This is a genomic window from Lacicoccus alkaliphilus DSM 16010 (assembly GCF_900142805.1).
GTDB classification, from domain to species: Bacteria; Bacillota; Bacilli; order Staphylococcales; family Salinicoccaceae; genus Lacicoccus; species Lacicoccus alkaliphilus.
In genome coordinates this window covers 48124-74315 of record NZ_FRCF01000009.1, presented here as the reverse complement: position 1 = coordinate 74315, position 26192 = coordinate 48124, and the positions used below count along the sequence as shown (strand labels likewise).

Below are 26192 nucleotides of genomic sequence, written 5' to 3'. Positions count from 1 at the left end.
TTTTATTCTACATACTTTAAAATCACGCTGCAGAGTTATACAATAATGAGGAAGAGAAGTGGGGGTCATCAGAAATTATGGCGAAAGTGAAGAATGTCTTTGAATGTATGGCATGCGGATATGAATCACCGAAGTGGATGGGCAAGTGCCCGAACTGCGGCGGATGGAACCAGATGGAAGAGAAGCTGGTCCATAAAGAAACGAAAGGGCGGGGGACGCTTGGCAAAGAGACGCCGGATAAGCAAATCAGCCGTCCGACGAAGCTGAACAATGTCAAAAAGACCGAGACACCGAGAACAATGACGAACAGCGGGGAATTTGACCGTGTGCTGGGCGGCGGAATCGTGGACGGCTCCCTCATACTGATCGGCGGGGATCCGGGGATCGGAAAGTCCACCATCCTGCTGCAGACTGCCCTGACATTGTCAAAAGACCACGAAGTCCTCTATGTATCGGGAGAGGAATCGCTTGAGCAGATCAAGCTCAGGGCGGACCGGCTCGATGAAATGAGTGAGAACCTTCAGGTATATTGTGAGACGAACCTTTACCATATCCACGGGGAAGTCAAAAAATCAAAGCCGGATTTCCTGATCATCGACTCCATCCAGACGATTTTCAACCCTGACATCACCAGTGCCCCGGGCAGTGTGTCCCAGGTGAGGGAATGTACGCAGAGTCTCATGAACATCGCCAAAGGTGAAAACATCGCGACCTTCATAGTGGGACATGTCACGAAGGAAGGCCAGATTGCGGGGCCGCGTATGCTTGAACATATGGTCGACACCGTACTTTATTTCGAAGGTGATCAGCATCAGACTTTCCGGATTTTAAGGGCCGTGAAAAACCGTTTCGGTTCGACGAATGAAATGGGGATATTCGAAATGAAAAGCTCGGGGTTGAAAGAAGTCCTGAACCCTTCGGAGATTTTCCTTGAAGAGCGGTCCAAAAACACCCCGGGATCCGCCATAGTGGCGACTATGGAAGGGACAAGATCGATGCTTGTCGAAGTCCAGGCACTTGTGACACCGACGCATTTCCACAATCCGCGGCGTATGGCGACGGGCGTCGACCACAACCGGCTGTCACTGTTGATGGCGGTGCTGGAGAAAAGCGGAGGCTACCTCATGCAGCAGCATGATGCGTATATAAAAGTTGCAGGCGGGGTCAAGCTGGATGAACCGGCTGTCGACTTGAGCGTCATCATCAGCATCGCTTCCAGTTTCAAGAACATGGAAGTGCGCGGTGATGACTGTTTCATCGGGGAGGTCGGCCTGACAGGGGAAGTCAGGCGAGTGACCAAAATAGAATCGCGCCTGCAGGAAGCGGCTAAACTCGGGTTCAAACGGGCAATCGTACCGAAATCTTCCCTTGCGGGCGTCAAGCTTCCGGAAGGGTTGGAAGTATATGGCGTGAGCCATCTGACCGAAGCGATAAAACACGCCTTCAACTAGGCATGTGAATATACTCGAAGGGAGGTGAATGATTTGCTGAAATACCTGATATATATATTATATTTTTTAATCGGTGTGTCTCTCGGAGTATGGCTTCTGCCCGATCTGTTTTCCATACTGCCTGTTGATTTTCCGGTGTTTCTGGATAACGTGTTGGTTCACGCCCTGATTGGGGGCATCCTCTTTTTACTGCTGTTTTTCTGGACTGTGCCCAAGGTCGAGTCTTTGATCAGCAAAGGCGAAGGGATGATCATGAACCGCAACCTGCCGGAAATCATCTTTGCAACACTGGGCATGGTCATTGGGCTTGTAGTTGCCGTCTTAATATCATTATTACTCAATACATTGAACATTCCCATCATCAGTGAAGTCGTCTCGTTTGCGCTTGCCGTCATCCTCGGTTATCTGGGCTTTCAGATCGGCTTGAAAAAACACACGGAAGTGCTTGAAATCTTACCGAAACAGAATGTGAAGCAATCCGGAGAGAGGGTGCAGGGGCAGAAGAAACTGGTGGACACCAGTGCCATCATCGACGGCCGGATCATAGATGTGGTCAAAACAGGTTTCATAGAAGGCGAACTCGTCGTGCCCCAGTTTGTTCTCGATGAACTCCAGCTTATTGCAGATTCGGCGGATTCAATGAAGCGTGACCGCGGGCAGAGGGGTCTTGAGATGCTGAAGACGCTTCAGGACAGCGGATTGGATGTGACCGTCCAGCCCGTCGCCTATGAAAAGCTGGATGTGGACCAGCAGCTGATACAGCTGGCCAAAGAAGAGGATGCGGCCCTGATCACCACGGACTATAACCTCAACCGGGTCTGTCAGGTGCACCACATCAAAGTACTGAACGTCAATGAACTATCTGACGCGATCAAGCTGGTCATCAAGCAGGGTGACACTCTGGATATCATGGTGACAAAGCATGGTAAGGAAGAAGGGCAGGGTGTCGGTTATCTGGAAGATGGTACAATGGTGGTCATAGAAGAAGGTAAAAATCTGATCAACAAGACGGTCAGTGTTGAAGTGACAAGTGTTCTGCAAACCAATTCAGGACGCATTATCTTTACAAAGAGAGAGAGTTAATGATGGCTTATATCGCAATTATACCTGCAGCCGGCCTCGGCAGCCGGATGGGTTACAATAAAAACAAAGTATTCATCGAATTGAACGGCAGATCTGTCATCGAACGGACGGTCGGGCTGTTTCAGTCAGATGTGAATTGCAACGGGATTTACCTGGCAACAAGGGAAGATGAAGTGGAGATGGTCAAAAAGGAACTCTCGGCCCATCCAAAAGTCAAAGGCATTTTCACGGGTGGCCGGGAGAGGCAGGACAGCATCTACAATGTCCTGAAGAAGATCCCCGAAAGTGACTATGTCTTCATACATGACGGCGCACGGCCGTTTGCAGGCATTGATCTTTTGGAGAGGGTTTACGAAGCGGTCACCAGGCATAAAGCTGTGATATGCGGCGTGAAAGTCAAGGATACGATTAAAAGGACAGACGGCTCCAAAGTGATGGCGACACTGGACCGGGAGGAACTGCTGATTACACATACTCCCCAGGCATTCGACTATGAATTGATCAAAGCAGCGCATGAGAATGCCCGGCGGAACAATCTTGCCGTGACGGATGATTCAAGCATGGTCGAAGCTCTGGGTGAAGCAGTACATATTGTGGAATCGGATTACAATAATATTAAGATCACGACCCGCGAAGATTTGATCATCGCAGAGTCGATCATAGCCGGGAGAGGTGAGAGGAAATGATAAGGATCGGTCATGGTTTTGATGTCCATGCATTCACCGAGGGCAGACCGTTGATTATAGGCGGCCTCACAATCCCTCATGAAAAAGGCCTTGCAGGCCATTCGGATGCGGATGTCCTGCTCCATACAATCGCAGATGCCATCCTGGGTGCGCTTGCGCTGGGGGACATCGGTAAATTTTTCCCCGACACGGACGATGCATTCAAAGACATGGATTCCAAAGTCCTGCTCGGTGAAGTGGTACGTAAGATGAATGAGGAACGATATGAAATCGGTAATGTTGATGCCGTCATCATGGCAGAGGCACCGAAGTTCAGACCGCATATCGACGCAATGCGGGAAAGTGTCGCATCAATTTTGAAGACGCAAGTATCAAATGTTAATATTAAAGCGACGACGACAGAAAAACTAGGATTTGTCGGCAGGGCTGAAGGCATCACTTCAGAAGCGGTGGTTCTGCTCACAAAAATGGAGGAATATTAATGGATAAAGTAAGAGTCAGATATGCGCCGAGTCCGACCGGATTTCTGCATATAGGAAACGCGCGTTCAGCGTTGTTCAACTATTTGTTTGCACGTCATTACGGCGGGGATTTCATCATCCGCATCGAGGATACGGACCAGTCACGCCATATCGAGACCGGCGAAGAATCCCAGCTCGACAATTTGAAGTGGCTTGGAATGGACTGGGATGAAAGTATTGATAAAGATGGCGGCTATGGTCCATACCGCCAGTCGGAACGCGGTCATATATATGAGCCTTATATTCAGAAATTGCTGGACGAAAACCTTGCATACCGGTGCTACATGACGAGTGAGGAACTCCAGCAGGAACGCGAGGAACAGATTGAGCGCGGAGAGATGCCGAGATACGGCGGCCACCATGCCAACCTGACGAAAGAAGAGGAAGAGGCGCTGATAGCCGAAGGCAGGGAGCCTGCCATCCGCATCCGTGTGCCGAAGGATAAAGTCTACAAATTCAATGATATCGTAAAAGGAGAAGTGTCATTTGAATCGAACGGTTTCGGGGACTGGATCATCGTTAAAAAAGATGGGGTCCCGACGTATAATTTTGCGGTTGCCATCGACGACCATGAAATGGAAATCTCGCATGTGCTGCGCGGTGACGACCATATCTCCAATACGCCGAAGCAATTGATGGTGTATGAAGCACTGGGCCTCGCGCCGCCTGAATTCGGCCACATGACGCTGATCGTCAATGAGAGCAAAAAGAAGCTCTCCAAGCGTGACGGTGCAATCATCCAATTCATCGAACAGTATAAAGCGCTCGGCTACCTGCCGGAAGCATTGTTCAACTTCATCGCGCTGCTCGGCTGGACGCCTGAAGGCGAAGAAGAGATATTCTCCAAAGAGGAATTCATCAAATTGTTCGATGAGAAGCGGCTTTCAAAAGCCCCCGCTTTCTTTGACAAGCAGAAACTGACATGGATCAACAACCAATACATGAAAGAAAAAGATGCGGAAACGGTATTTAATATGTCTCTGCCGTTCCTGATCGAAGAAGGTCTGATCAGCGAAAATCCTGAAGGGGAAGAGCTGGACTGGGCAAGGAAGCTTGTGGCGCTCTACCAGCCTCAGATGAGCTTTGCCGGGGAGATCACAACGCTGTCCGAGCAGTTCTTCAAAGATGATATAGAATTCGATGCCGAAGCGACGGAAGTGATCAACCAGGAACATATCCCTGAATTGATGAAAGCATTGCATGATGAGTTTGAAGGATTGACGGCATTCGATCCCGCCACGATCAAAAAGTCCATCAAAAATGTCCAGAAAGCGACCGGTTATAAAGGGAAACAGCTCTTCATGCCGATACGTGTGGCCGTCACAGGCCAGACGAGAGGGCCGGAACTGCCGGATGCCATCTCATTGATCGGCAGGGAGAAAGTGCTCGAAAGAGTGGCGGAATTGAAATGAACCGGGACGAACTGATTGCAGTCATGGAAATAATCGATTAATATATCTGTAACGGAGAAATGAAGTATGGTGTATTGTGGAAATCAGAGATTGTCTGGCTGCTGGAAAGACAACCACATTACATTCAGAAATGCGCACGCCACATTTGAATACCAAGAGTGCAAAGTGAGCTTTGTAAACAGAGTGGAACCGTGCGGAAGCGCCTCTGTCCAGTTATTTGGGCAGCGGCGCTTTTATGATTGAGAGGAGGATCACCATGATTAATCGAATGAAGGAAGACATCAATATGGTACTTGAACTGGACCCCGCAGCCAAGAGCAAATTTGAAGTGGCGTTCACTTACTCGGGACTTCATGCAGTATGGATGCATCTGCTGGCCCACAAATTATATAAAAAGAAGTTTGCGACATTATCGAGAGCCCTATCCCAGCTCAGCCGTTTTGCAACGGGCATAGAAATACACCCGGGGGCGCAGATCGGCAGGCGGCTCTTCATCGACCACGGCATGGGCGTCGTGATTGGCGAGACATGCCGCATCGGCAATAATGTGACGATTTATCAGGGTGTCACACTCGGCGGCACAGGGAAAGAGGAAACGAAGAGGCATCCGGACATCGATGATAATGTGCTGGTCGCAGCAGGTGCGAAGGTGCTCGGCAACATACGGATCGGGGAGAACACAAAAATCGGCGCCAATTCGGTCGTACTGATCAATACACCGAAAGATTCGACCGTGGTCGGCATCCCCGGCAGGATCGTCAAACAGGCCGGCGAAAAAGTCAAAGATGCCCGTGATATGAATGTCACGAATTTACCGGACCCGATCCTCGATATGATACTGGGGCTTGAAGATGAGATAAGAGATTTCAGAAAAGAAGTGAGGAATGAGGTACGAGATGGTTCGCATATATAATACATTGACAAGACAGAAAGAAACGTTCAAACCGCTTGAAGAGGGAAAGGTCAAGATGTACGTCTGCGGCCCTACGGTGTATAATTACATCCACATAGGTAATGCAAGGCCGGCAATTGCTTTTGATACTGTCAGAAGATACCTGGAGTACAAAGGGTATGAAGTTGATTACGTTTCAAACTTCACGGATGTTGACGACAAGCTCATCAAAGCATCACGGGAGCTCGGGGAGAGTGTGCCGGAAATCGCCGAACGGTTCATCGAGGCTTTCTTCCATGATACGGGTGCGTTGAACGTAAAACGTGCAACGGCACATCCGAGAGTGATGGATCATATGGATGACATCATTAAATTCATAGGTATACTCATCGACAAAGGGCATGCATACGAATCTGGCGGAGATGTTTATTTCAAAACGCGCTCCTTTGATGAATACGGCAAACTGAGCCACCAGTCCATAAATGACCTGAAGGTCGGTGCACGCATTGAAGCGGGGGAGAAGAAAAAAGACCCGCTGGACTTCGCACTGTGGAAACAGGCGAAACCAAATGAAATCAAATGGGAAGCCCCCTGGGGCGAAGGACGCCCGGGCTGGCATATCGAATGCAGCGTCATGGCAAGGGAGCACCTCGGTGACACGATCGATATCCATGCAGGCGGCCAGGATCTCACCTTCCCGCATCATGAAAATGAAATAGCACAGAGTGAATGTATGACGGATGCAACATTTGCGAACTACTGGATGCATAATGGCTATATCAATATCGATAACACGAAGATGTCGAAATCCCTCGGCAATTTCATACTCGTCCACGACATCATCAAGGAAATCAACCCAAATGTGCTGAGGTTCTTCATGATCAGCGTACATTACCGCAACCCGATCAATTATAACCGTGAACTGGTCGAAGCGGCGAGGGCCGGACTTGAACGCATCCAGGGCAGTTATGCACAGGCTAAGGAGCGACTGGGCAGTGCTGTCGGCACAGAAGCGGATGGAAAAGTGATGGAGATCATTCATAAGAATATTGAAACGTTCGAAGCGCATATGGATGATGACTTCAATACAGCGAATGCAATCAGTACATGGCATGACCTGACGACCGAACTCAATAAATATTTACGTTATAATACGACGAATCATGCAGTGTTGAATGCGTTCATCGGGGCGTTTGAAAAGTATGGTGAAGTACTCGGGGTCGTACTGGAAAAAGAGGAGGTCCTGCTGGATGAAGAAATCGAAAAACTGATCGAGGAGCGCAACGCGGCGAGAAAGAACAAAGACTTTGCACGTGCCGATGAAATCAGGGATGAACTGAAGGCAGAGGGCATCGTTCTCGAAGATACAAAAGAAGGGGTGCGGTTCAGACGTGGCTGATTTCAAAGTCGGGGAAGTGCCGAGCCTCTCCCTCGCCTTTCTCGGAGATGCAATCTATGCGGTTCATATACGCACTCACCTTCTGAGGGAAAAGCCGCGCCTGAAGCCTGAGGAGCTGCACAGGGAAGCGAACCTGTGGGTGAGTGCACGGGCCCAGTCCCGTGCCTTGCTCCATTTGAGGAAAGGATCGCTCCTCACTGAAGAGGAATGGGAAATTGCAAAGCGTGCCCGCAATAAATCCAGTGCGACACGGGCGAAAAATGCCAGTATACAGGAATACAGGAATGCCTCCGGCATTGAAGCATTGATCGGTTACCTGGATCTGACGGAAAATCAGGAAAGGGTTGAAGCACTGATGCGTGAAATCATTAAGGAAGGGAGGGTTCACAATGGCTGAATCGGTTGTTGCAGGAAGGAATGCAGTAAGGGAAGCGCTGCGTTCAAAAAGTGATATCAATAAAATATTCGTTCAGGACACCATCAATAAAAATCAGGTCAAAGAGTTGCTGGACCTGGCGAAGGAACTTAAAGTGATCGTCCAGCAGGTCCCGAAAAGCAAGATGGACGGCATGACGGATGAAAAACACCAGGGCATCATCGCCATGATCAGTGCCCATGAATACATGGAACTTGAAACATTCATGGAGAGCATCGCCGGGAAGGAGACTGCAAACGTCATCATCCTTGATGGACTCGAAGACCCTCATAACCTCGGATCGATTTTAAGGACGTGTGACGGTGCGGGTTTTGACGGAGTGATCATTCCAAAAAGACGCTCCGTCCAACTCACTGAAACAGTGGCCAGAACATCGACGGGGGCCATCGAATATATTCCGGTCGTGCGCGTCACCAATATCAACCAGACGATCGACAGGCTGAAAGAGAGAAACTTCTGGGTCGTCGGCAGTGACGGCAGCGGAGAGACGGACTACCGAGAGCTTGCGATGGATATGAGCACGGCACTTGTCATCGGCAGCGAAGGGCAGGGCATCAGCAAAAAAACGCTTGAGAAATGTGACTTCATCGTCAAAATTCCTATGAATGGTGAAATCACGAGCCTCAACGCCTCGGTTTCGGCTGCGCTTTTGATGTATGAAGTGTACAGGAAGCAAAACCCTGCCGGGACGTGATGATATGAGGAAAAAACGCAGAATCCTCCTTGTCGACGGTTATAATCTCATCGGTGCCAATAAAGAGCTGCACGCAGAATCGAAATTGTCGCTTGAACTCGCCAGAGAAGAAGTCATTACAGTCCTTGCCGAATTCCAGATGGTGGCCAAATATGAAATCATCATAGTGTTTGATGCGTATGAAGTGAAAAGTATGGAATCAATCACCGAGAAGCATGGCGTCACCGTGGTGTTTACGAAGGAGAAAGAGACGGCGGATGAATATATCGAACGGTTCGTCCATGACACATACCATCCCTTCCTCTGCGAAATCAGCGTGGTCACAAGTGACCTGACGGAACAGAATGCGATTTTTGCGCTTGGTGCCTACAGGATCTCTTCAAGGGAAATGTGGATGCTGCTTGAGGATTCGGAAAAAAACATCAGTAAGGAAATTGATGCAATAAACGAAAAACTGCCCAGGCAGAAACTCGATATCAGTCCGGATGTCCTCTCAGAACTCGAAAAATGGAGGAGGGGCCTGAAATAACGTCTTGATGAATCCTCCGACACCCCATATATTTGTATGTAAACGATGGAGGACGGACGATGTATCTGATCGCTCAATACCGCTTCTGCATAAAAGAATCATTGGATGATGAAATGAACCGCTGTGCATACAGGGTCAGCAAGGGGGATGTCTGCGCGTTCGACTGGATAGATGACAACCTCAGAAAGACGGTATTCAGAAAGACATTGAAGTATCCTTTTACATTCCATGATCGCGAAGATGCGTTGCAGGAAATGATGGAACTTGCCTTGAGACTGTGCCACAAATATAATCCGGAAGCGGGAAACTACCGGCATTATGTATCAAAAGTGATCACTTACGAAATGAGGAAGCTCTTTTACAGGGGGACAGAGCACCAGACGGTTGAAATGCTGCGGTCTGCCGAGGATATCACCTTTGATGCAGGCGATCATCGGAACACAGTCCGGGACAACCCCCTCGACATCCTGATTGATGAAGAAAACAGGGCGGACATTTTGAACAACCGTAAAATATGCTCCCCTCTGGAAAGGGAAATCGTCCATTATTGCAATTACGGTTATCACATCAAAGAAATCAGTGAGAGACTGCATGTAAGTGAAAAAGCGATAATGAACGGCCTGCACAGGGTCAGAAGAAAATGCAGAAAGTGAACCCGGCCGGGATCCGGGAGCGTTTGACATTGTTTTTTAAAATCGGTATAGTATACAGGAATTGGAATGGGATGTATCATTATGAAAATAGCATTGTTGTGCAATGAATGTGGGTCCAGGAATTATCAAATCGTGTCTGAACATAAAGAACGTTTAACATTAAAGAAGTTTTGCAGAAAATGTAATCGGCATACGACTCATAAAAGTTCCATCTGAAGTAGGAGGATATGTTAAAAATGTCAAACAATAAGAATTTCTTTCAAAATGTCGTCAGCGAAATGAAGAAGGTCAGTTGGCCGACAGGACAGGAAACTGCGAGATTTACAATGATTGTTACATTAACGGTTATATTTTTCTTGGCTTTTTTCTATGTTTTGGATTTAGGTATCACTGCAGTGATAGATTTTTTGTAATTTAAAGGAGCGATAGGATGTCTGAGGAAAAAAATTGGTATGCCGTACATACTTACTCAGGATATGAAAACAAAGTGAAGGCGAACTTGCTCGCCCGTCTTGAATCGATGAATATGCAGGATCAGATTTTCCGTGTGGTGATTCCGGAAGAGGAAGAGACGACGGTTAAAGATGGCAAGCGTAAAACTGCGATGAAAAAGACGTTTCCTGGCTATGTACTAGTAGAACTGATAATGACAGACGAGTCCTGGTATATTGTGAGGAATACACCCGGGGTGACCGGTTTCGTAGGTTCACAAGGTGCGGGGAGCAAGCCGAATCCATTATTGCCCGAGGAAGTGAAGTTCATTCTTAAATCCATGGGCATGGCCGAGAAAACCATAGATTTCGAAGTTGAAGTCGGAGAGGTCGTCAACATCATAGACGGGCCGTTCAAAAATCAGTCGGGTGAAATCAGATCCATCGACGAGGAGCGTTACAAGCTGACCGTACTTGTGGAAATGTTCGGCCGGGAGACGCCGGTCGAGGTGGAGTTCGACCAGATTGAAAAATTATAAGGCGGCGTCTTGTAATATGAACTGAATAATGGTAAAATATCATGGTCGGAATTTTCCGGCCATCTTTAATTTTTAAAGATGCGGGTGGGAGGATAAAATTTATAATATCCTATGACCACATCACGATAAACGAGGAGGTGCACATCGTGGCTAAAAAAGTTATCAACGTTGTGAAATTGCAGATTCCTGCAGGTAAGGCGAACCCGGCTCCACCGGTAGGTCCGGCACTGGGTCAGGCAGGCATCAATATCATGGGATTCTGTAAAGAATTCAATGCACGTACACAGGAGCAGGCTGGTCTGATCATTCCAGTTGAAATCTCTGTATTTGAAGACCGTTCATTCACATTCATCACAAAAACTCCGCCGGCTGCAGTATTGCTCAAACAAGCTGCCAGCGTGGACAAGGGTTCTGGTGAACCGAACAAGAACAAAGTGGCTCAAGTATCAGAAGCGCAGGTACGTGAAATTGCTGAAACGAAAATGGAAGATCTTAATGCGGCTGACGTAGACGCGGCAATGCGTATGGTCGAAGGTACAGCCAGAAGCATGGGCTTCGAAATTCAAAAGTAAAATCAACGATGACTGTATAGAAATGTATTAATACAAACGTGGGAGGATAACCCGCTAAAACCACAAGGAGGAATTATAAATGGCTAAAAGAAGTAAAAAGTATCAGGCAGCACTTGAAAAATTCGATGCCGATTCTTCATACTCAATCGAAGAAGCAGTCAAACTGGCTCAGGAAACAAGTACTGCAAATTTTGATGCTTCTGTAGAAGTCGCTTTCCGCCTGGGTATTGATACACGTAAAAACGACCAGCAAATCCGTGGCGCAATCGTATTGCCGCACGGTACTGGGAAGTCACAGCGTGTATTGGTATTCGCAAAAGGTGAAAAGCTTAAAGAAGCTCAGGAAGCAGGCGCAGATTACGCAGGAGACCAGGAGTTCGTTGAAAAGATCAACGGCGGCTGGTTCGATTTTGATGTAATTGTCGCTACACCTGACATGATGGGTGAAGTCGGTAAATTGGGCCGTGTACTCGGACCAAAAGGTTTGATGCCTAACCCTAAAACGGGCACTGTAACGATGGATGTCAAAAAAGCGGTTGAGGAAATCAAGGCAGGTAAAGTAGAATACCGCGCTGAAAAGTCCGGCATTGTACATGCTGCAATCGGAAAGGCATCTTTCGATACTGAGAAGCTGGTTGAAAACTTCAAGGCGCTGCATGATGCATTGGTCAAAGCGAAACCGGCTTCTTCCAAGGGTACGTACTTCAAAACTGTGGCCGTCTCATCTACGATGGGCCCTGGCATCAAAGTGGACAACAACGAAGTCAGAAATGCCTGATTTAAAATAATATTGACAAGTGCAGCTTGATGTTGTACAGTTGCACTTGTATTAAAATATTACCTAAGACAGCAGGAGTGGCGGTCCGCCGCTGCTTAAAACCATATCCTGCCGAGGCAAATGAAAATGACTTGAATTGACCAATAGATATTCAAGCACTTTTTGCCGTGGGTAAAAGGTGCTTTTTTTATTGCACCAGCCTATACACACAAAAATCATGGAGGTGTAAAAATGTCAAAAGTGATGGAATCGAAACAGAATCTTGTTGATGAAATCGCAACTCAGTTGAAAGAGTCCGTTTCTACAGTGGTCGTTGACTACCGTGGACTGACAGTTGCGGAAATGACTGAACTGCGTAAGAACCTCAGAGATGCAGGTGTGGAATTCAAGGTATACAAAAATACCATGACGCGCCGTGCAGCTGAAAAAGCTGAACTTACAGAACTGAATGAATTCCTGACCGGTCCCAACGCTGTAGCATTTTCAAATGAAGATGTAATCGCTCCTGCCAAAGTACTTTATAACTTTGCGAAGGAACATGAAGCGCTTGAGATCAAAGCAGGTGTCATCGAAGGTGCTTTCGCTCCGGCGGAAGATGTGAATGCAATCGCAGCACTTCCTTCAAAAGACGGTCTTGTATCCATGCTGCTATCTGTCCTTCAGGCTCCGGTACGCAACTTCGCTTATGCAGTTAAGGCGATCGGTGAAGAAAAGGAAAATGAAGAAGCATAATTGCAATTAAATTAATTTAAAAATCGGAGGAAATTATAATGGCTAATCATGAACAAATCATTGAGTCAATTAAAGAAATGTCAGTATTAGAATTAAACGACCTGGTAAAAGCAATTGAAGAAGAGTTCGGTGTCACTGCAGCAGCTCCAGTAGCAGCAGCAGGCGCAGGCGGCGGAGAAGCAGCTGCAGAAGAGCAGACTGAATTCGATGTTGAACTTACAGATGCCGGTTCATCCAAGATCAAAGTCATCAAAGTTGTGCGTGAAGCAACTGGCCTGGGTCTTAAAGACGCTAAAGAACTCGTTGACGGTGCGCCAAAAGTCGTCAAAGAAGCACTTTCAAAAGAAGACGCTGATGAGCTTAAAGAAAAGCTCGAAGAAGTCGGTGCCGGCGTAGAACTCAAATAATATTTGTGAATAGAGAATCTGGGACGAGGCTCATGATAAACATAACGTTTAGATGGGTCTCGTTTTTATTACATATTAATTGACCGGGGTGAGGCCATGTCACATTATTTTACAACTGATGAGGGTGAACATGATTTCAGTGAAATCTCTTTCGACTTCCACGGTGAGACATACAAGTTCAAAACCGACCGCGGCGTATTTTCGAGAGGACAGGTGGATTACGGTACGAGGACGCTTCTTGAAGGTGTAGTTTCGGATGCGGGTAAGGAGTATTCCACCCTCATTGATATGGGTGCCGGTTATGGGCCGCTCGGGATCGTCCTTGGCAGCGTCTTGAAAATTGACCCGGTGATGGTTGAAGTCAATGAAGATGCCATAGGACTGCTTCATGAGAATGTCCGGAAGAATGGGGTCAATGCAGAAATCTTCAACCGGGAGGAGTATGACCGTTCAGATGCCGCGGCGGAACTCTATGTCACGAACCCCCCGTTCAGGGCGGGGAAGGAGACGGTGATGGGGATTATAGCTGACGGTTTCGAACGGCTCCGTGAAGGTGGATCATTTTACATGGTCGTCCAGAAGAAGCAGGGCATGAAATCCTATAAGGGTGCCATCGAAAACACCTTCGGCAACGCCAGTGTCGTCATGAAGGACAGGGGCTATCATGTGCTGAAAGGTGTCAAATGACCGGTGCCGGCAACCCGGAACCACAAAGTGAAATGAAAATCAATAACGAATTTGACTTGACAAAACTGTTATGATATAGTTATAGAATGTAAAAATATAATACCAATAAGTATGCACTTTTATCTGCTTATTGAAATGGAGCGTATTAAATACTGTTTAATATAAATAGAAAATGGGGTTGATTTCGATTCCGTTTTCTTTTTGTCTTTAAACATAATGGTATGCTAATGTGTATGTTTTACGTAAATTTTATTAGGGGTGAATCTGTCGATGAGTCAAGTGATTCAATATGGAAGACATGCTAGACGCAGAAGCTATGCACGGATCGAAGAGAAATTGGATCTGCCTAACTTGATTGAAATTCAGACAAAGTCTTATGAATGGTTTCTGGAGACGGGTCTGATCGAAATGTTCAAGGATATCTCACCGGTGGAGGATTTCACCGGGAATATGTCGTTGGAGTTTGTAGATTACAAACTTGGTGAACCAAAATACGATGAAGATGAGGCAAAGAACCACGATGCCACTTATTCTGCACCATTACGCGTGAAAGTTCGCCTGGTAATAAAAGAGACAGGTGAAGTGAAAGAGCAGGAAGTATTCATGGGTGATTTCCCATTGATGACGGACACCGGAACTTTCATCATCAACGGCGCTGAACGTGTAATCGTATCCCAGCTCGTGCGCAGTCCATCTGTTTATTACTCTGAGAAATATGATAAGAATGGCAGACTGAGTTACGGTGCGACGGTAATTCCAAACCGTGGAGCATGGCTTGAATATGAAACTGATGCTAAGGATGTAGTATACGTCAGAATCGACCGCACCCGCAAACTTCCGATTACGGTATTGGTCAGAGCCCTAGGATTCTCAACAGACCAGGAAATCATCAACCTTCTTGGTGATAATGAATATATACGCAACACATTAGACAAAGATACTACGGAAACTGTGGACCAGGCACTGCTTGAAATCTATGAACGTTTACGCCCGGGTGAACCGCCTACTGTGGAAAATGCGAAGAACCTGCTGTATACAAGGTTTTTCGATCCGAAACGTTATGACCTGGCAAGTGTCGGACGCTACAAAATGAATAAAAAACTCCATCTGAAAAACCGTCTGTTCAACCAGGTGCTGGCTGCACCGATCGTTGACAAAGAGACTGGTGAAATTATTGCGGAAAAAGGTGCGACGATCGACCGCAGAACGCTTGATTCGATTACTGAAATGCTTGAATCCACAGCCAACCTTGAAACGTTCGAGCTTGAGCAGGGCATTCTGGACGAGCCGATAGAAGTGCAGTCAATCGACGTGGAAGCACCGAACTTTGAAGAAGGCACCACTAAAGTCATCGGCAATGCATTCCCGGACGTTGAAGTTAAATCGATCACACCTTCCGACATCATTTCGTCGATCAGTTACTTCTTCAACTTATTGCATGGAGTCGGCTACACGGATGATATCGATCATCTCGGGAACCGCCGCCTGCGTTCAGTGGGGGAACTGCTTCAGAACCAGTTCAGGATCGGGGTCTCCCGTATGGAGCGTGTAATCCGTGAGCGTATGTCCATTCAGGATACTGAATCCATAACGCCCCAGCAGCTCATCAATATCCGTCCTGTGATCGCTTCGATCAAAGAGTTCTTCGGAAGCTCGCAGCTGTCACAGTTCATGGATCAGACCAATCCGCTTGCCGAGCTTACCCACAAGAGGCGTCTGTCGGCCCTCGGACCCGGCGGCCTGACGCGTGAACGTGCAGGGATGGAAGTCCGGGACGTTCACTACTCGCATTACGGACGGATGTGTCCGATCGAGACGCCTGAGGGACCGAACATCGGTCTGATCAACTCATTATCAAGCTATGCGCGTGTGAATGAGTTCGGCTTCATCGAAACACCCTACAGGAAAGTCGACCATGAGACAGGTCGTGTGACAAGCCAGATCGATTATCTGACAGCCGATGAAGAGGACAGCTATGTCGTCGCTCAGGCCAACTCACCGCTTGATGAAGATGGCGGGTTTGAAAACGAAGAAGTGTTCTGTCGCTTCCGCGGGAACAACACACAGATGCACAGGGACCGCATCGACTATATGGATGTATCACCTAAACAGGTGGTTTCAGCAGCGACGGCATGTATCCCGTTCCTTGAGAATGATGACTCGAACCGTGCCCTGATGGGTGCCAACATGCAGCGTCAGGCAGTACCTCTGCTCATTCCGGAATCACCGGACATCGGAACAGGCATGGAGCATGTCTCTGCGCGTGACTCCGGTGCGGCGGTAGTTTCGAAATTTAAAGGCAGGGTCTCCCATGTGGAGGCGAAGGAAGTTCATGTTTACCGTATTGAAGAACAGAACGGCAAAGAAGTTGAAACTGTAAAGGATGTCTACAACCTCTCAAAATTCATCCGTTCCAACTCAGGTACATGTTACAATCAGAAGCCGATCGTTTCGGTCGGGGATGTGGTGTCCAAAGGTGAGATCCTTGCTGATGGACCTTCGATGGACAATGGTGAAATGGCCCTCGGACGCAACCTGGTAGTCGGCTTCATGACATGGGACGGCTATAACTATGAAGATGCCGTGATCATGAGTGAGAGACTGGTCAAAGATGATGTCTATACTTCGATCCATATTGAAGAATATGAATCGGAAGCAAGGGACACCAAGCTTGGACCGGAAGAAATCACGCGTGACATACCGAACGTTTCAGACAATGCCCTGAAGAAACTGGATGACCGCGGTATCGTATATGTAGGTGCCGAGGTGACGGATGGAGACATCCTTGTCGGCAAGGTCACGCCTAAAGGTGTGACGGAACTGACTGCAGAAGAGCGCCTGCTTCATGCAATCTTCGGTGAGAAAGCGCGTGAAGTGCGGGACACTTCCCTGCGTGTACCTCACGGTGCCGGCGGCATCGTGCTGGACGTCAAAGTGTTCAACCGTGAAGACGGCGACGAACTGTCTCCGGGAGTGAACCAGCTTGTGAGAGTATATATTGTCCAGAAGAGGAAAATAAGCGTCGGCGATAAGATGTGCGGCCGTCATGGTAACAAGGGTGTCATCTCACGTATTTTACCTGAAGAGGACATGCCTTATCTGCCGGATGGCACGCCGATCGACCTGATGCTCAACCCGCTTGGTGTACCGTCACGTATGAACATCGGGCAGGTCCTTGAAATGCACCTTGGAATGGCAGCACGCTCCATGGGCATCAAGATGGCTTCACCGGTATTCGATGGTGCCAACGAAGACGATGTTTGGAATACGATGGAAGAGGCAGGACTTGCACGTGATGGAAAAACTGTCCTTTACGACGGACGCACAGGCGAACCGTTTGAAAACAGGATTTCCGTGGGTGTAATGTACATGCTGAAACTTGCACACATGGTTGATGATAAGCTTCACGCAAGAAGTACAGGGCCATATTCACTCGTTACACAGCAACCGCTCGGAGGTAAAGCTCAATTTGGCGGTCAGCGTTTCGGTGAGATGGAAGTATGGGCACTTGAAGCGTACGGTGCAGCTTACACATTACAGGAAATTTTGACAGTTAAATCGGATGACACAGTCGGACGCGTCAAGACTTATGAAGCGATCGTCAAAGGTGAGAATGTACCGAAACCAGGCGTTCCCGAGTCATTCAGAGTTTTGATGAAAGAGCTGCAGAGCCTGGGTCTGAACGTCAACATCATGGATAACCAGGACAAGGAAGTGGATATGCATGATACAGACGAGGAAGATGCGTCAAACCAGCTGAATGTCAGCGACAAAAAGCAGGTTGCGACTGAAAATGTCACTGAGTGATGTACTGAGCTTGATTAAACTTTTAGGGAGGAAAGCTCATTGATAGATGTCAATAGATTTCAATATATGAAAATCGGGCTTGCTTCACCGGAAAAGATCCGTTCGTGGTCATTCGGTGAGGTCAAGAAACCCGAAACAATCAACTATAGGACACTAAAGCCGGAGCGCGATGGATTATTCTGTGAGAAAATTTTTGGTCCGACGAAGGACTGGGAGTGCAGCTGCGGCAAATATAAACGTGTACGTTATAAAGGTATGGTCTGTGACCGCTGTGGCGTCGAAGTGACCAGAGCCAAAGTGCGTCGCGAGAGAATGGGGCATATTGAACTGGCCGCCCCTGTTTCCCATATCTGGTACTTCAAAGGCATCCCGTCAAGAATGGGATTGCTGCTCGATATGTCACCACGGTCACTTGAAGAAGTCATTTATTTCGCATCCTATGCAGTCGTCAAGCCGGGGTCCACAGGACTTGAGCCGAAGCAACTGTTATCTGAAAGAGAGTACCGTGAGTATTATGATAAGCACGGCAATACTTTCACTGCGAAAATGGGTGCTGAAGCGATCAAGGATCTGCTGCGTGAAGTCAATCTTGAAGAAGAACTTGCAAGTTTGAGGAAAGAGCTTGAGTCGGCGACAGGCCAGCGCCTGACGCGTGCAATCAAACGTCTGGAAGTGGTTGAATCATTCCGTCATTCCGGTAATGATCCGGAGTGGATGATTCTGGATGTACTGCCGATCATCCCGCCGGAAATCCGTCCGATGGTGCAGCTTGACGGCGGACGCTTTGCGACAAGTGACCTTAACGATCTCTATCGTCGTGTAATCAACCGTAACAATCGTTTGAAGCGTCTGCTCGATCTGGGGGCGCCGGGCATCATCGTCCAAAATGAAAAACGGATGCTGCAGGAAGCAGTGGATGCATTGATCGATAATGGCCGGCGCGGCCGTCCGGTGACAGGGCCGGGCAACCGTCCGTTGAAATCATTGTCACATATGCTGAAAGGTAAGCAGGGACGTTTCCGTCAGAATCTGCTTGGTAAGCGTGTCGACTACTCAGGCCGTTCGGTCATCGTTGTCGGACCGAACCTGAAGATGTACCAGTGTGGTCTGCCGAAGGAAATGGCACTTGAGCTCTTTAAACCGTTCGTCATGAAAGAACTGGTTGAAAGGGAGATGGCGACCAACATCAAGAATGCCAAAGGTAAGATCGAACGAATGGAAAGTGAAGTGTGGGATGTCCTTGAAGATGTCATCAAAGAACACCCGGTGCTTCTGAACCGTGCGCCGACACTTCACCGCCTTGGTATCCAGGCATTTGAAGCAGTACTCGTGGAAGGCCGGGCAATCCGTCTTCATCCGCTTGTAACGACTGCATATAATGCCGACTTTGATGGTGACCAGATGGCAGTCCACGTACCGCTGTCCAAAGAAGCACAGGCTGAAGCACGGATGCTGATGCTTGCAGCACAGAACATCCTGAATCCGAAAGATGGCAAGCCGGTGGTGACACCGTCACAGGATATGGTTCTGGGTAACTACTATTTAACCCTTGAGCGTGAAAATGATAAGCGCGAGGGGCATATTTTCAAAGATGCAGGCGAAGTCATCATGGCTTATACAAACGGCTATGTTGGGCTTCATACAAGAATCGGCGTGCATACCGATTCATTCGAGGATGAAAAGATTTCAGAGGTGCACCGTGGAGAAGTGATGCTGACCTCCGTCGGTAAGATCATCTTCAATGAAATCATGCCACCGTCATTCCCTTATATAAATGAACCGACGAGAACCAATCTGGAAGAAAAGACTCCGGATGAGTATTTCGTGAAAGTCGGGGAGTTGGGCGAAGGCGGACTGAAGGAATATTATAAGGACAGACCATTGGTCGCGCCTTTCGACAAGAAATACCTTGGCCAGATCATCGCTGAAATATTCAATAAATTCCATATTACGGAGACATCCGTAATGCTTGACCTGATGAAGGACCTCGGATTCAAGTATTCTTCAAAAGCAGGTATCACAGTGGGTGTATCCGACATCGTCGTATTACCGGATAAACAGCACATCATCGATGAAACGGATGTGAAAGTCGAAAAAGTCCAAAAGCAGTTCTCCCGTGGTCTGATCACGGAAGATGAACGCTACAATACAGTGATTGAACTGTGGACAAAAGCGAAAGATATCATTCAGGAAAAACTGATGGCATCACTGGATCGCCTGAACCCGATATTCATGATGAGTGATTCGGGTGCACGTGGTAACGCATCGAACTTTACACAGCTTGCGGGTATGCGTGGGCTCATGGCCAACCCGTCGGGACAGATCATCGAATTGCCGATCACTTCAAGTTTCCGTGAAGGACTGACAGTACTCGAATACTTCATATCCACTCACGGTGCGCGTAAAGGACTTGCCGATACAGCACTTAAGACTGCTGACTCTGGTTACCTGACCCGCCGTCTTGTGGATGTGGCACAGGATGTGATCGTCCGTGAAAAAGATTGCGGTACTGATAAAGGCCTTCTCGTTTCGGCTCTGACTGAAGGGTCTGAACTGATAGAGCCTCTGTTCGACCGTCTCGAAGGCCGTTATGCAAAGGAAACGGTCAGACATCCTGAAACCAAGGAAATAATCGTGAAAGCCAATGAACTGATCACTGTTGAAACTGCGAAAGAAATCGTGGCAAGTGGTCTCGAAGAAGTATATATCCGCTCTGCATTCACATGTAATGCCCGTCACGGGGTATGTGAACGTTGTTACGGCAAGAACCTTGCGACCGGTGACAAAGTAGAAGTCGGCGAAGCCGTCGGCACAATTGCAGCCCAGTCCATCGGTGAGCCGGGTACACAGCTGACGATGCGTACCTTCCACACCGGCGGTGTGGCAGGAAGCGACATCACCCAGGGTCTGCCGCGTATCCAGGAGCTGTTTGAAGCACGTAACCCGAAAGGGCAGGCAGCGATCACCGAGATCAGCGGGGAAGTCACGGATATTGAAATCGTCAAAGACCGTCAACAGGAAATCAAGATCAAAGGCGAGCAGGAGACGAGGACGTATACAGCCATGGGCGCTGCACGTCTGAAAGTCGAGGTCGGAGATACGGTCGTTCCGGGTCAGCCGCTGACTGAAGGTTCAATCGAACCGAAAGAGCTGCTGACGGTTGCAGGTCTGAACAGGACGCAGGAGTACCTGCTCAAAGAAGTGCAGAAAGTCTACCGTATGCAGGGTGTTGAAATTGATGATAAACACGTCGAAGTGATGGTCAGACAGATGCTCCGCAAAGTGAGGATCATCGATGCAGGCGAGACGACGCTGCTGCCAGGTGCACTGGTGGATATCCATGCATTCACGGACGCGAATAAAGAAATCTTCAAGAAGAGGAAACGTCCGGCGACAGCCAAGCCCGTCCTCCTCGGTATCACCAAAGCATCACTGGAGACTGAAAGCTTCCTGTCTGCTGCGAGCTTCCAGGAAACGACAAGGGTCCTTACGGATGCAGCAATCAAAGGTAAGCGTGATGACCTGCTCGGTCTCAAAGAGAACGTCATCATCGGTAAGCTGATACCTGCAGGTACCGGAATGCCGAAATACCGTGATGTTGAAGTCGATATGGAGCAGACGGCAGAAAGTGCCGAAGAAGTGCTTGTGGAAGACTGATTGAAGGATCAGGGTTGATGGAGCAGCCCTCCTTCTTTAAAACTGCGTGTCATCTCCCAGGGATGGCATGCGATATATTCACAGTGGGACGGTCGCTTGATTGAAGGCGGCCTTCCCTAATTTTTTTCATAATGAAGCCCAGTCCCCCTTGTACGTCAGAGTTTAACTTGTTAGGATGGGTATCTGGGGTTCTTTAAGGGTGAAATGCAAAGAAAACCTTGACAATGGCGTTTTTAAGATGCTATTATTGTTAAGGTTACTCTGCGATGGGTAATTACCTCTTTGGAGAGACAATTTAGATGTGAAAATGTAAGGATCATTTCTTACAGATTTTTTATACTCTAAAAATGAACCACCTGGATGTGTGGTATTAAAGAAACTTAGTAAAGGGAGGAGGAATATCCAAGATGCCAACTATTAATCAGCTAATCAGAAAGCCTCGTCAATCAAAAGGCAAAAAAACAGACTCACCAGCATTGAACAGAGGTTTCAACAGCCTTAAAAAACGTGTGACGAAAGATGCTGCGCCTCAAAAGCGTGGTGTATGTACGCGTGTAGGCACGATGACTCCGAAGAAGCCGAACTCGGCGCTTCGTAAATATGCCCGTGTGAGACTTTCAAATAATATAGAGGTCAACGCATATATCCCTGGTATCGGCCATAATCTGCAGGAGCACAGTGTTGTTCTTATCCGCGGAGGTCGTGTAAAAGACTTGCCGGGTGTCCGTTACCATGTCGTACGTGGTGCACTTGATACTTCAGGTGTTGATGGTCGTATGCAGGGCCGTTCACTTTACGGTGCTAAAAAGCCTAAAGCTAAAAAGTAAGATGAATTGAAAGAACGATGAATGAATTAAACTTTGAGATAATATTTGAAGGGAGGATTACAATATGCCTCGTAAAGGTCCAGTTACTAAAAGAGATGTGTTGCCAGATCCGATACACAACTCAAAATTGATTACAAAGCTGATCAACAAAATGATGATCGACGGTAAGCGCGGTACTTCACAGAGTATTCTGTACAGTGCATTCGATTTGGTCGAAGAGCGCTCAGGCAGAGATGCAATGGAGGTTTTCGATGAAGCAATCGAGAACATTATGCCGGTACTTGAAGTAAAAGCACGCCGTGTTGGTGGCTCAAACTACCAGGTGCCAGTGGAAGTGCGCCCTGAACGCCGTACAACGCTCAGCCTGCGTTGGCTTGTGAACTACGCTCGTCTGCGTGGGGAAAAGACTATGGTAGAGAGATTGGCGAATGAAATTCTTGACGCTGCAAACAACACAGGCGGTGCTGTTAAGAAACGCGAAGAAGTACACAAAATGGCAGAAGCTAACAGAGCATTTGCTCACTACCGCTGGTAGTACCGGTGCCTGATAGTATAAATTGCAATCCATTTTTGGAAGGAGAAAAGAATACTCATGGCAAGACCATTCTCATTAGAAAGAACGCGTAACATCGGTATCATGGCCCACATTGATGCCGGTAAGACTACGACGACTGAACGTATTCTTTATTACACGGGACGTATCCACAAGCTTGGTGAAACGCACGAAGGTGCATCACAGATGGACTGGATGGAGCAGGAGCAGGAACGCGGCATCACAATCACTTCTGCTGCGACAACGGCCCAGTGGGATGACCACCGTGTAAACATCATCGATACGCCTGGGCACGTAGACTTCACTGTTGAAGTTGAACGTTCACTTCGTGTGCTGGACGGCGCTGTAACAGTTCTTGATGCCCAGTCGGGTGTCGAACCGCAGACGGAAACGGTTTGGAGACAGGCAACAACTTACGGCGTGCCTCGTATCGTATTCATTAATAAGATGGATAAAATCGGTGCCGACTTTGAATATTCAGTCGGTACGATCAGGGACCGCCTCCAGGCAAATGCCCATCCAATCCAGTTCCCTATCGGAGCAGAGGATAACTTCAACGGAATCATCGACTTGATTCACATGACAGCCTACAACTATGGTAATGACTTGGGGACGGAGATTGAAGAAATTGAAATCCCTGAAGAATACAAGGCTAAAGCTGAAGAATTGAGAGAATCCCTGATTGAAGGTCTCGCAGATGTAAATGAAGACATCATGGAAAAATACCTTGGCGGGGAAGACATCGAAACCGATGAGCTTAAAGCAGCCATCCGTCAGGCGACGGTGGATGTTGAATTCTACCCTGTACTGTGTGGTACAGCATTCAAAAATAAAGGTGTTCAACTACTCCTTAACGCGGTAATCGACTATCTCCCATCTCCATTGGACGTAAAACCGATCGTCGGTCACCTTAAAGATGACGAAGAGGAAGAGATTGTTGCAAAACCTGACGATTCTGAGCCGTTTGCTGCACTTGCATTCAAGGTCATGACTGACCCGTTCGTAGGTAAGCTGACTTTCTTCCGTGTGTATTCGGGTACTTTGGACTCCGGTTCGTATATCAGAAACACGACTAAAGACAAGCGTGAGCGTGTCGGACGTATCCTGCAGATGCATGCGAACTCCCGTGAGGAGATCCCGACAGTGTATTCCGGTGATATCGCAGCTGCTGTAGGACTGAAAGACACTGCGACAGGTGATACCCTTACAGATGAGAAGAATCAGGTCATTCTTGAAGCTATGGAATTCCCGGAGCCGGTCATCCACTTATCAGTCGAGCCTAAATCCAAGGCCGACCAGGATAAGATGACTTCAGCCCTTGTGAAGCTCCAGGAAGAAGACCCTACTTTCACTGCGCGTACCGACAATGAAACCGGCCAGGTCATCATCGGCGGTATGGGTGAACTTCACCTGGATGTACTTGTCGACCGTATGAAGCGTGAATTCAAAGTTGAATGTAACGTTGGCGCGCCGATGGTCTCTTACCGTGAGACGTTCAAATCATCAGCGTCCGTTCAAGGTAAATTTGCCCGTCAGTCAGGCGGTCGCGGTCAGTTCGGTGATGTTCATATTGAATTCACACCTAACGAACAGGGCGGAGGATTCGAATTCGAAGACAAAATCGTCGGTGGTGCAGTACCACGTGAATTCATCCCGTCTGTTGAGCAGGGCCTCAGGGACTCCCTGGATAACGGTGTGCTTGCCGGCTACCCTCTGGTTGACGTCAAAGCAAAATTATTCGATGGTTCATACCACGATGTCGACTCATCAGAGATGGCGTTTAAAATAGCGGCATCACTTGCTTTGAAAGAAGCTGCCAAAGTCTGTGACCCTGTCATCCTCGAACCTATGATGAAGGTAGAGATTGTTATGCCTGAAGAATATATGGGTGACATCATGGGTGATGTGACAAGCCGTCGCGGACGTGTGGAAGGTATGGATTCCCGCGGAAACGCACAGCTCGTCAAAGCTTTCGTTCCACTTTCCGAAATGTTCGGTTACGCAACGTCACTTCGTTCAAACACGCAGGGACGCGGAACTTATACAATGACTTTCGACCACTATGAAGAAGTGCCTAAATCAATTTCTGAAGAAATCATCAAGAAAAACACAGGTCAATAATTAGGTCACTTGATTTTTGTGTGTAAATCATTTATAAGTGATTTAGGAAACACCTCGGGAGGGTGCTGCACTTTCCCGAGTGAACAATAAAACAAATTAAATTTCTTTAAATAAGGAGATGTATTTTAAAATGGCTAAAGAAAAATTCGACCGTTCCAAAACGCATGCTAACATTGGTACAATTGGTCACGTTGACCATGGTAAAACAACATTGACAGCTGCTATCGCAACTGTACTTGCTAAACATGGTGACACTACAGCGCAAAGCTATGACATGATCGACAACGCACCGGAAGAAAAAGAGCGTGGCATCACAATCAACACGTCCCACATCGAGTACGAAACTGATTCCCGCCACTATGCACACGTGGACTGCCCAGGTCACGCCGACTATGTTAAAAACATGATCACCGGTGCGGCACAAATGGACGGCGCAATCCTTGTCGTATCTGCAGCTGACGGCCCAATGCCACAAACTCGTGAGCACATCCTGCTCTCACGTAACGTTGGTGTACCGGCACTTGTAGTATTCCTTAACAAAGTTGACCAGGTTGACGACGAAGAGCTGCTTGAGCTCGTGGAAATGGAAGTTCGTGAACTTCTTTCCGAGTACGACTTCCCTGGTGATGACATCCCGGTTATTGCTGGTTCAGCGCTTAAAGCTCTTGAAGGCGATGCAGACATGGAGCAGAGAGTTCTTGACCTCATGCAAGCAGTGGATGACTATATCCCGACTCCAGAGCGTGACTCTGACAAGCCATTCATGATGCCTGTTGAGGACGTATTCTCAATCACAGGCCGTGGTACTGTTGCTACAGGCCGTGTTGACCGCGGTCAAATCAAAGTCGGTGAAGAAGTTGAAATCATCGGTCTTGCTGAAGAATCCACTAAGACAACAGTTACTGGTGTTGAAATGTTCCGTAAGCTTCTTGACTATGCTGAAGCCGGCGACAACATCGGTGCGCTTCTCCGTGGTGTAGCACGTGAAGACATCCAGCGTGGACAAGTACTTGCAGCACCTGGATCAATCACACCACACACAAACTTCAAAGCTGAAGTTTATGTACTTTCAAAAGAAGAGGGTGGACGTCACACTCCATTCTTCAACAACTACCGTCCTCAGTTCTACTTCCGTACAACTGACGTAACTGGTGTTGTAGAACTTCCTGAAGGCACTGAAATGGTTATGCCTGGCGACAACGTTGAAATGAATGTTGAACTCATTTCACCGATCGCTATCGAAGACGGTACACGTTTCTCCATCCGTGAAGGTGGACGTACTGTTGGATCAGGCGTTGTAACTGAAATCGTTAAATAATTTCAAC

25 protein-coding genes and 1 other annotated feature are annotated in these 26192 nt (G+C 47.9%); all 25 genes read left to right on the top strand.

The features are described from left to right. The first annotated feature begins 77 nt into the window (after positions 1 to 77). The gene (radA, locus tag BUA12_RS09885) at positions 78 to 1451 is read left to right on the top strand and encodes a DNA repair protein RadA (RefSeq protein WP_072710445.1); all 1374 of its coding nucleotides are present in this window, start codon (positions 78 to 80) and stop codon (positions 1449 to 1451) included. Between the two features lie 33 nt (positions 1452 to 1484). Next, on the top strand, positions 1485 to 2534 hold the full coding sequence (locus tag BUA12_RS09880; protein WP_072710444.1) for a PIN/TRAM domain-containing protein: 1050 nt from the start codon (positions 1485 to 1487) through the stop codon (positions 2532 to 2534). 2 nt (positions 2535 to 2536) lie between these two features. Next, entirely contained in the window at positions 2537 to 3220 is a 684-nt protein-coding gene (gene ispD, locus BUA12_RS09875; RefSeq protein WP_072710469.1) for a 2-C-methyl-D-erythritol 4-phosphate cytidylyltransferase, read from the top strand. After that, entirely contained in the window at positions 3217 to 3702 is a 486-nt protein-coding gene (gene ispF / locus BUA12_RS09870) for a 2-C-methyl-D-erythritol 2,4-cyclodiphosphate synthase (RefSeq protein WP_072710443.1), read from the top strand. Before ispD ends, ispF begins: the two co-directional genes overlap by 4 nt. Next, positions 3702 to 5153: a glutamate--tRNA ligase gene (gltX, locus tag BUA12_RS09865; RefSeq protein WP_072710442.1), complete on the top strand. Its 1452-nt coding sequence runs from the start codon at positions 3702 to 3704 to the stop codon at positions 5151 to 5153. Before ispF ends, gltX begins: the two co-directional genes overlap by 1 nt. 256 nt (positions 5154 to 5409) lie before the next feature. After that, positions 5410 to 6066 (top strand): serine O-acetyltransferase, encoded by a 657-nt coding sequence (gene cysE, locus BUA12_RS09860; RefSeq protein WP_072710441.1) that lies wholly within the window; start codon positions 5410 to 5412, stop codon positions 6064 to 6066. Further along, a complete protein-coding gene (gene cysS / locus BUA12_RS09855; RefSeq protein WP_072710440.1) occupies positions 6050 to 7444 on the top strand; it encodes a cysteine--tRNA ligase in 1395 nt (464 codons plus the stop codon). The genes cysE and cysS overlap by 17 nt, the downstream gene beginning before the upstream one ends. Next, entirely contained in the window at positions 7437 to 7841 is a 405-nt protein-coding gene (locus BUA12_RS09850) for a Mini-ribonuclease 3 (protein ID WP_084670124.1), read from the top strand. Before cysS ends, BUA12_RS09850 begins: the two co-directional genes overlap by 8 nt. Next, the gene (rlmB, locus tag BUA12_RS09845) at positions 7834 to 8574 is read left to right on the top strand and encodes a 23S rRNA (guanosine(2251)-2'-O)-methyltransferase RlmB (protein ID WP_072710439.1); all 741 of its coding nucleotides are present in this window, start codon (positions 7834 to 7836) and stop codon (positions 8572 to 8574) included. Before BUA12_RS09850 ends, rlmB begins: the two co-directional genes overlap by 8 nt. Before the next feature lie 4 nt (positions 8575 to 8578). Next, entirely contained in the window at positions 8579 to 9103 is a 525-nt protein-coding gene (locus BUA12_RS09840) for an NYN domain-containing protein (RefSeq protein WP_072710438.1), read from the top strand. A 59-nt stretch (positions 9104 to 9162) separates the two neighbouring features. Next, complete coding sequence (locus tag BUA12_RS09835) at positions 9163 to 9756, top strand: RNA polymerase sigma factor (RefSeq protein WP_072710437.1); 594 nt, start codon at positions 9163 to 9165, stop codon at positions 9754 to 9756. Positions 9757 to 9822: 66 nt separating this feature from the next. Then, positions 9823 to 9972: a 50S ribosomal protein L33 gene (gene rpmG / locus BUA12_RS09830; RefSeq protein ID WP_072710436.1), complete on the top strand. Its 150-nt coding sequence runs from the start codon at positions 9823 to 9825 to the stop codon at positions 9970 to 9972. Between the two features lie 20 nt (positions 9973 to 9992). Continuing rightward, the gene (gene secE, locus BUA12_RS09825; RefSeq protein ID WP_072710435.1) at positions 9993 to 10169 is read left to right on the top strand and encodes a preprotein translocase subunit SecE; all 177 of its coding nucleotides are present in this window, start codon (positions 9993 to 9995) and stop codon (positions 10167 to 10169) included. 17 nt (positions 10170 to 10186) lie between these two features. After that, the gene (nusG, locus tag BUA12_RS09820) at positions 10187 to 10726 is read left to right on the top strand and encodes a transcription termination/antitermination protein NusG (RefSeq protein ID WP_072710434.1); all 540 of its coding nucleotides are present in this window, start codon (positions 10187 to 10189) and stop codon (positions 10724 to 10726) included. Positions 10727 to 10872: 146 nt separating this feature from the next. Then, positions 10873 to 11298, top strand: a complete 426-nt coding sequence (gene rplK / locus BUA12_RS09815) for a 50S ribosomal protein L11 (protein ID WP_072710433.1) — start codon at positions 10873 to 10875, stop codon at positions 11296 to 11298. Positions 11299 to 11377: 79 nt separating this feature from the next. Continuing rightward, the gene (gene rplA, locus BUA12_RS09810; protein ID WP_072710432.1) at positions 11378 to 12076 is read left to right on the top strand and encodes a 50S ribosomal protein L1; all 699 of its coding nucleotides are present in this window, start codon (positions 11378 to 11380) and stop codon (positions 12074 to 12076) included. Positions 12077 to 12120: 44 nt separating this feature from the next. After that, positions 12121 to 12273, top strand: a sequence feature (ribosomal protein L10 leader region). Between the two features lie 34 nt (positions 12274 to 12307). Beyond that, on the top strand, positions 12308 to 12808 hold the full coding sequence (gene rplJ, locus BUA12_RS09805) for a 50S ribosomal protein L10 (RefSeq protein ID WP_072710431.1): 501 nt from the start codon (positions 12308 to 12310) through the stop codon (positions 12806 to 12808). 38 nt (positions 12809 to 12846) lie between these two features. After that, positions 12847 to 13215 (top strand): 50S ribosomal protein L7/L12, encoded by a 369-nt coding sequence (gene rplL, locus BUA12_RS09800; protein WP_072710430.1) that lies wholly within the window; start codon positions 12847 to 12849, stop codon positions 13213 to 13215. A gap of 96 nt (positions 13216 to 13311) precedes the next feature. Further along, a complete protein-coding gene (locus tag BUA12_RS09795; RefSeq protein WP_072710429.1) occupies positions 13312 to 13902 on the top strand; it encodes a class I SAM-dependent methyltransferase in 591 nt (196 codons plus the stop codon). Positions 13903 to 14172: 270 nt separating this feature from the next. After that, positions 14173 to 17709, top strand: a complete 3537-nt coding sequence (rpoB, locus tag BUA12_RS09790; RefSeq protein ID WP_072710428.1) for a DNA-directed RNA polymerase subunit beta — start codon at positions 14173 to 14175, stop codon at positions 17707 to 17709. Positions 17710 to 17748: 39 nt separating this feature from the next. After that, positions 17749 to 21366: a DNA-directed RNA polymerase subunit beta' gene (gene rpoC, locus BUA12_RS09785; protein ID WP_072710427.1), complete on the top strand. Its 3618-nt coding sequence runs from the start codon at positions 17749 to 17751 to the stop codon at positions 21364 to 21366. A 407-nt stretch (positions 21367 to 21773) separates the two neighbouring features. Continuing rightward, positions 21774 to 22193 (top strand): 30S ribosomal protein S12, encoded by a 420-nt coding sequence (rpsL, locus tag BUA12_RS09780; RefSeq protein WP_072710426.1) that lies wholly within the window; start codon positions 21774 to 21776, stop codon positions 22191 to 22193. 64 nt (positions 22194 to 22257) lie between these two features. Then, on the top strand, positions 22258 to 22728 hold the full coding sequence (rpsG, locus tag BUA12_RS09775) for a 30S ribosomal protein S7 (RefSeq protein ID WP_072710425.1): 471 nt from the start codon (positions 22258 to 22260) through the stop codon (positions 22726 to 22728). Positions 22729 to 22785: 57 nt separating this feature from the next. Next, entirely contained in the window at positions 22786 to 24867 is a 2082-nt protein-coding gene (gene fusA, locus BUA12_RS09770) for an elongation factor G (RefSeq protein WP_072710424.1), read from the top strand. Positions 24868 to 24997: 130 nt separating this feature from the next. Continuing rightward, a complete protein-coding gene (gene tuf, locus BUA12_RS09765) occupies positions 24998 to 26185 on the top strand; it encodes an elongation factor Tu (protein ID WP_072710423.1) in 1188 nt (395 codons plus the stop codon). Positions 26186 to 26192 lie beyond the last annotated feature (7 nt).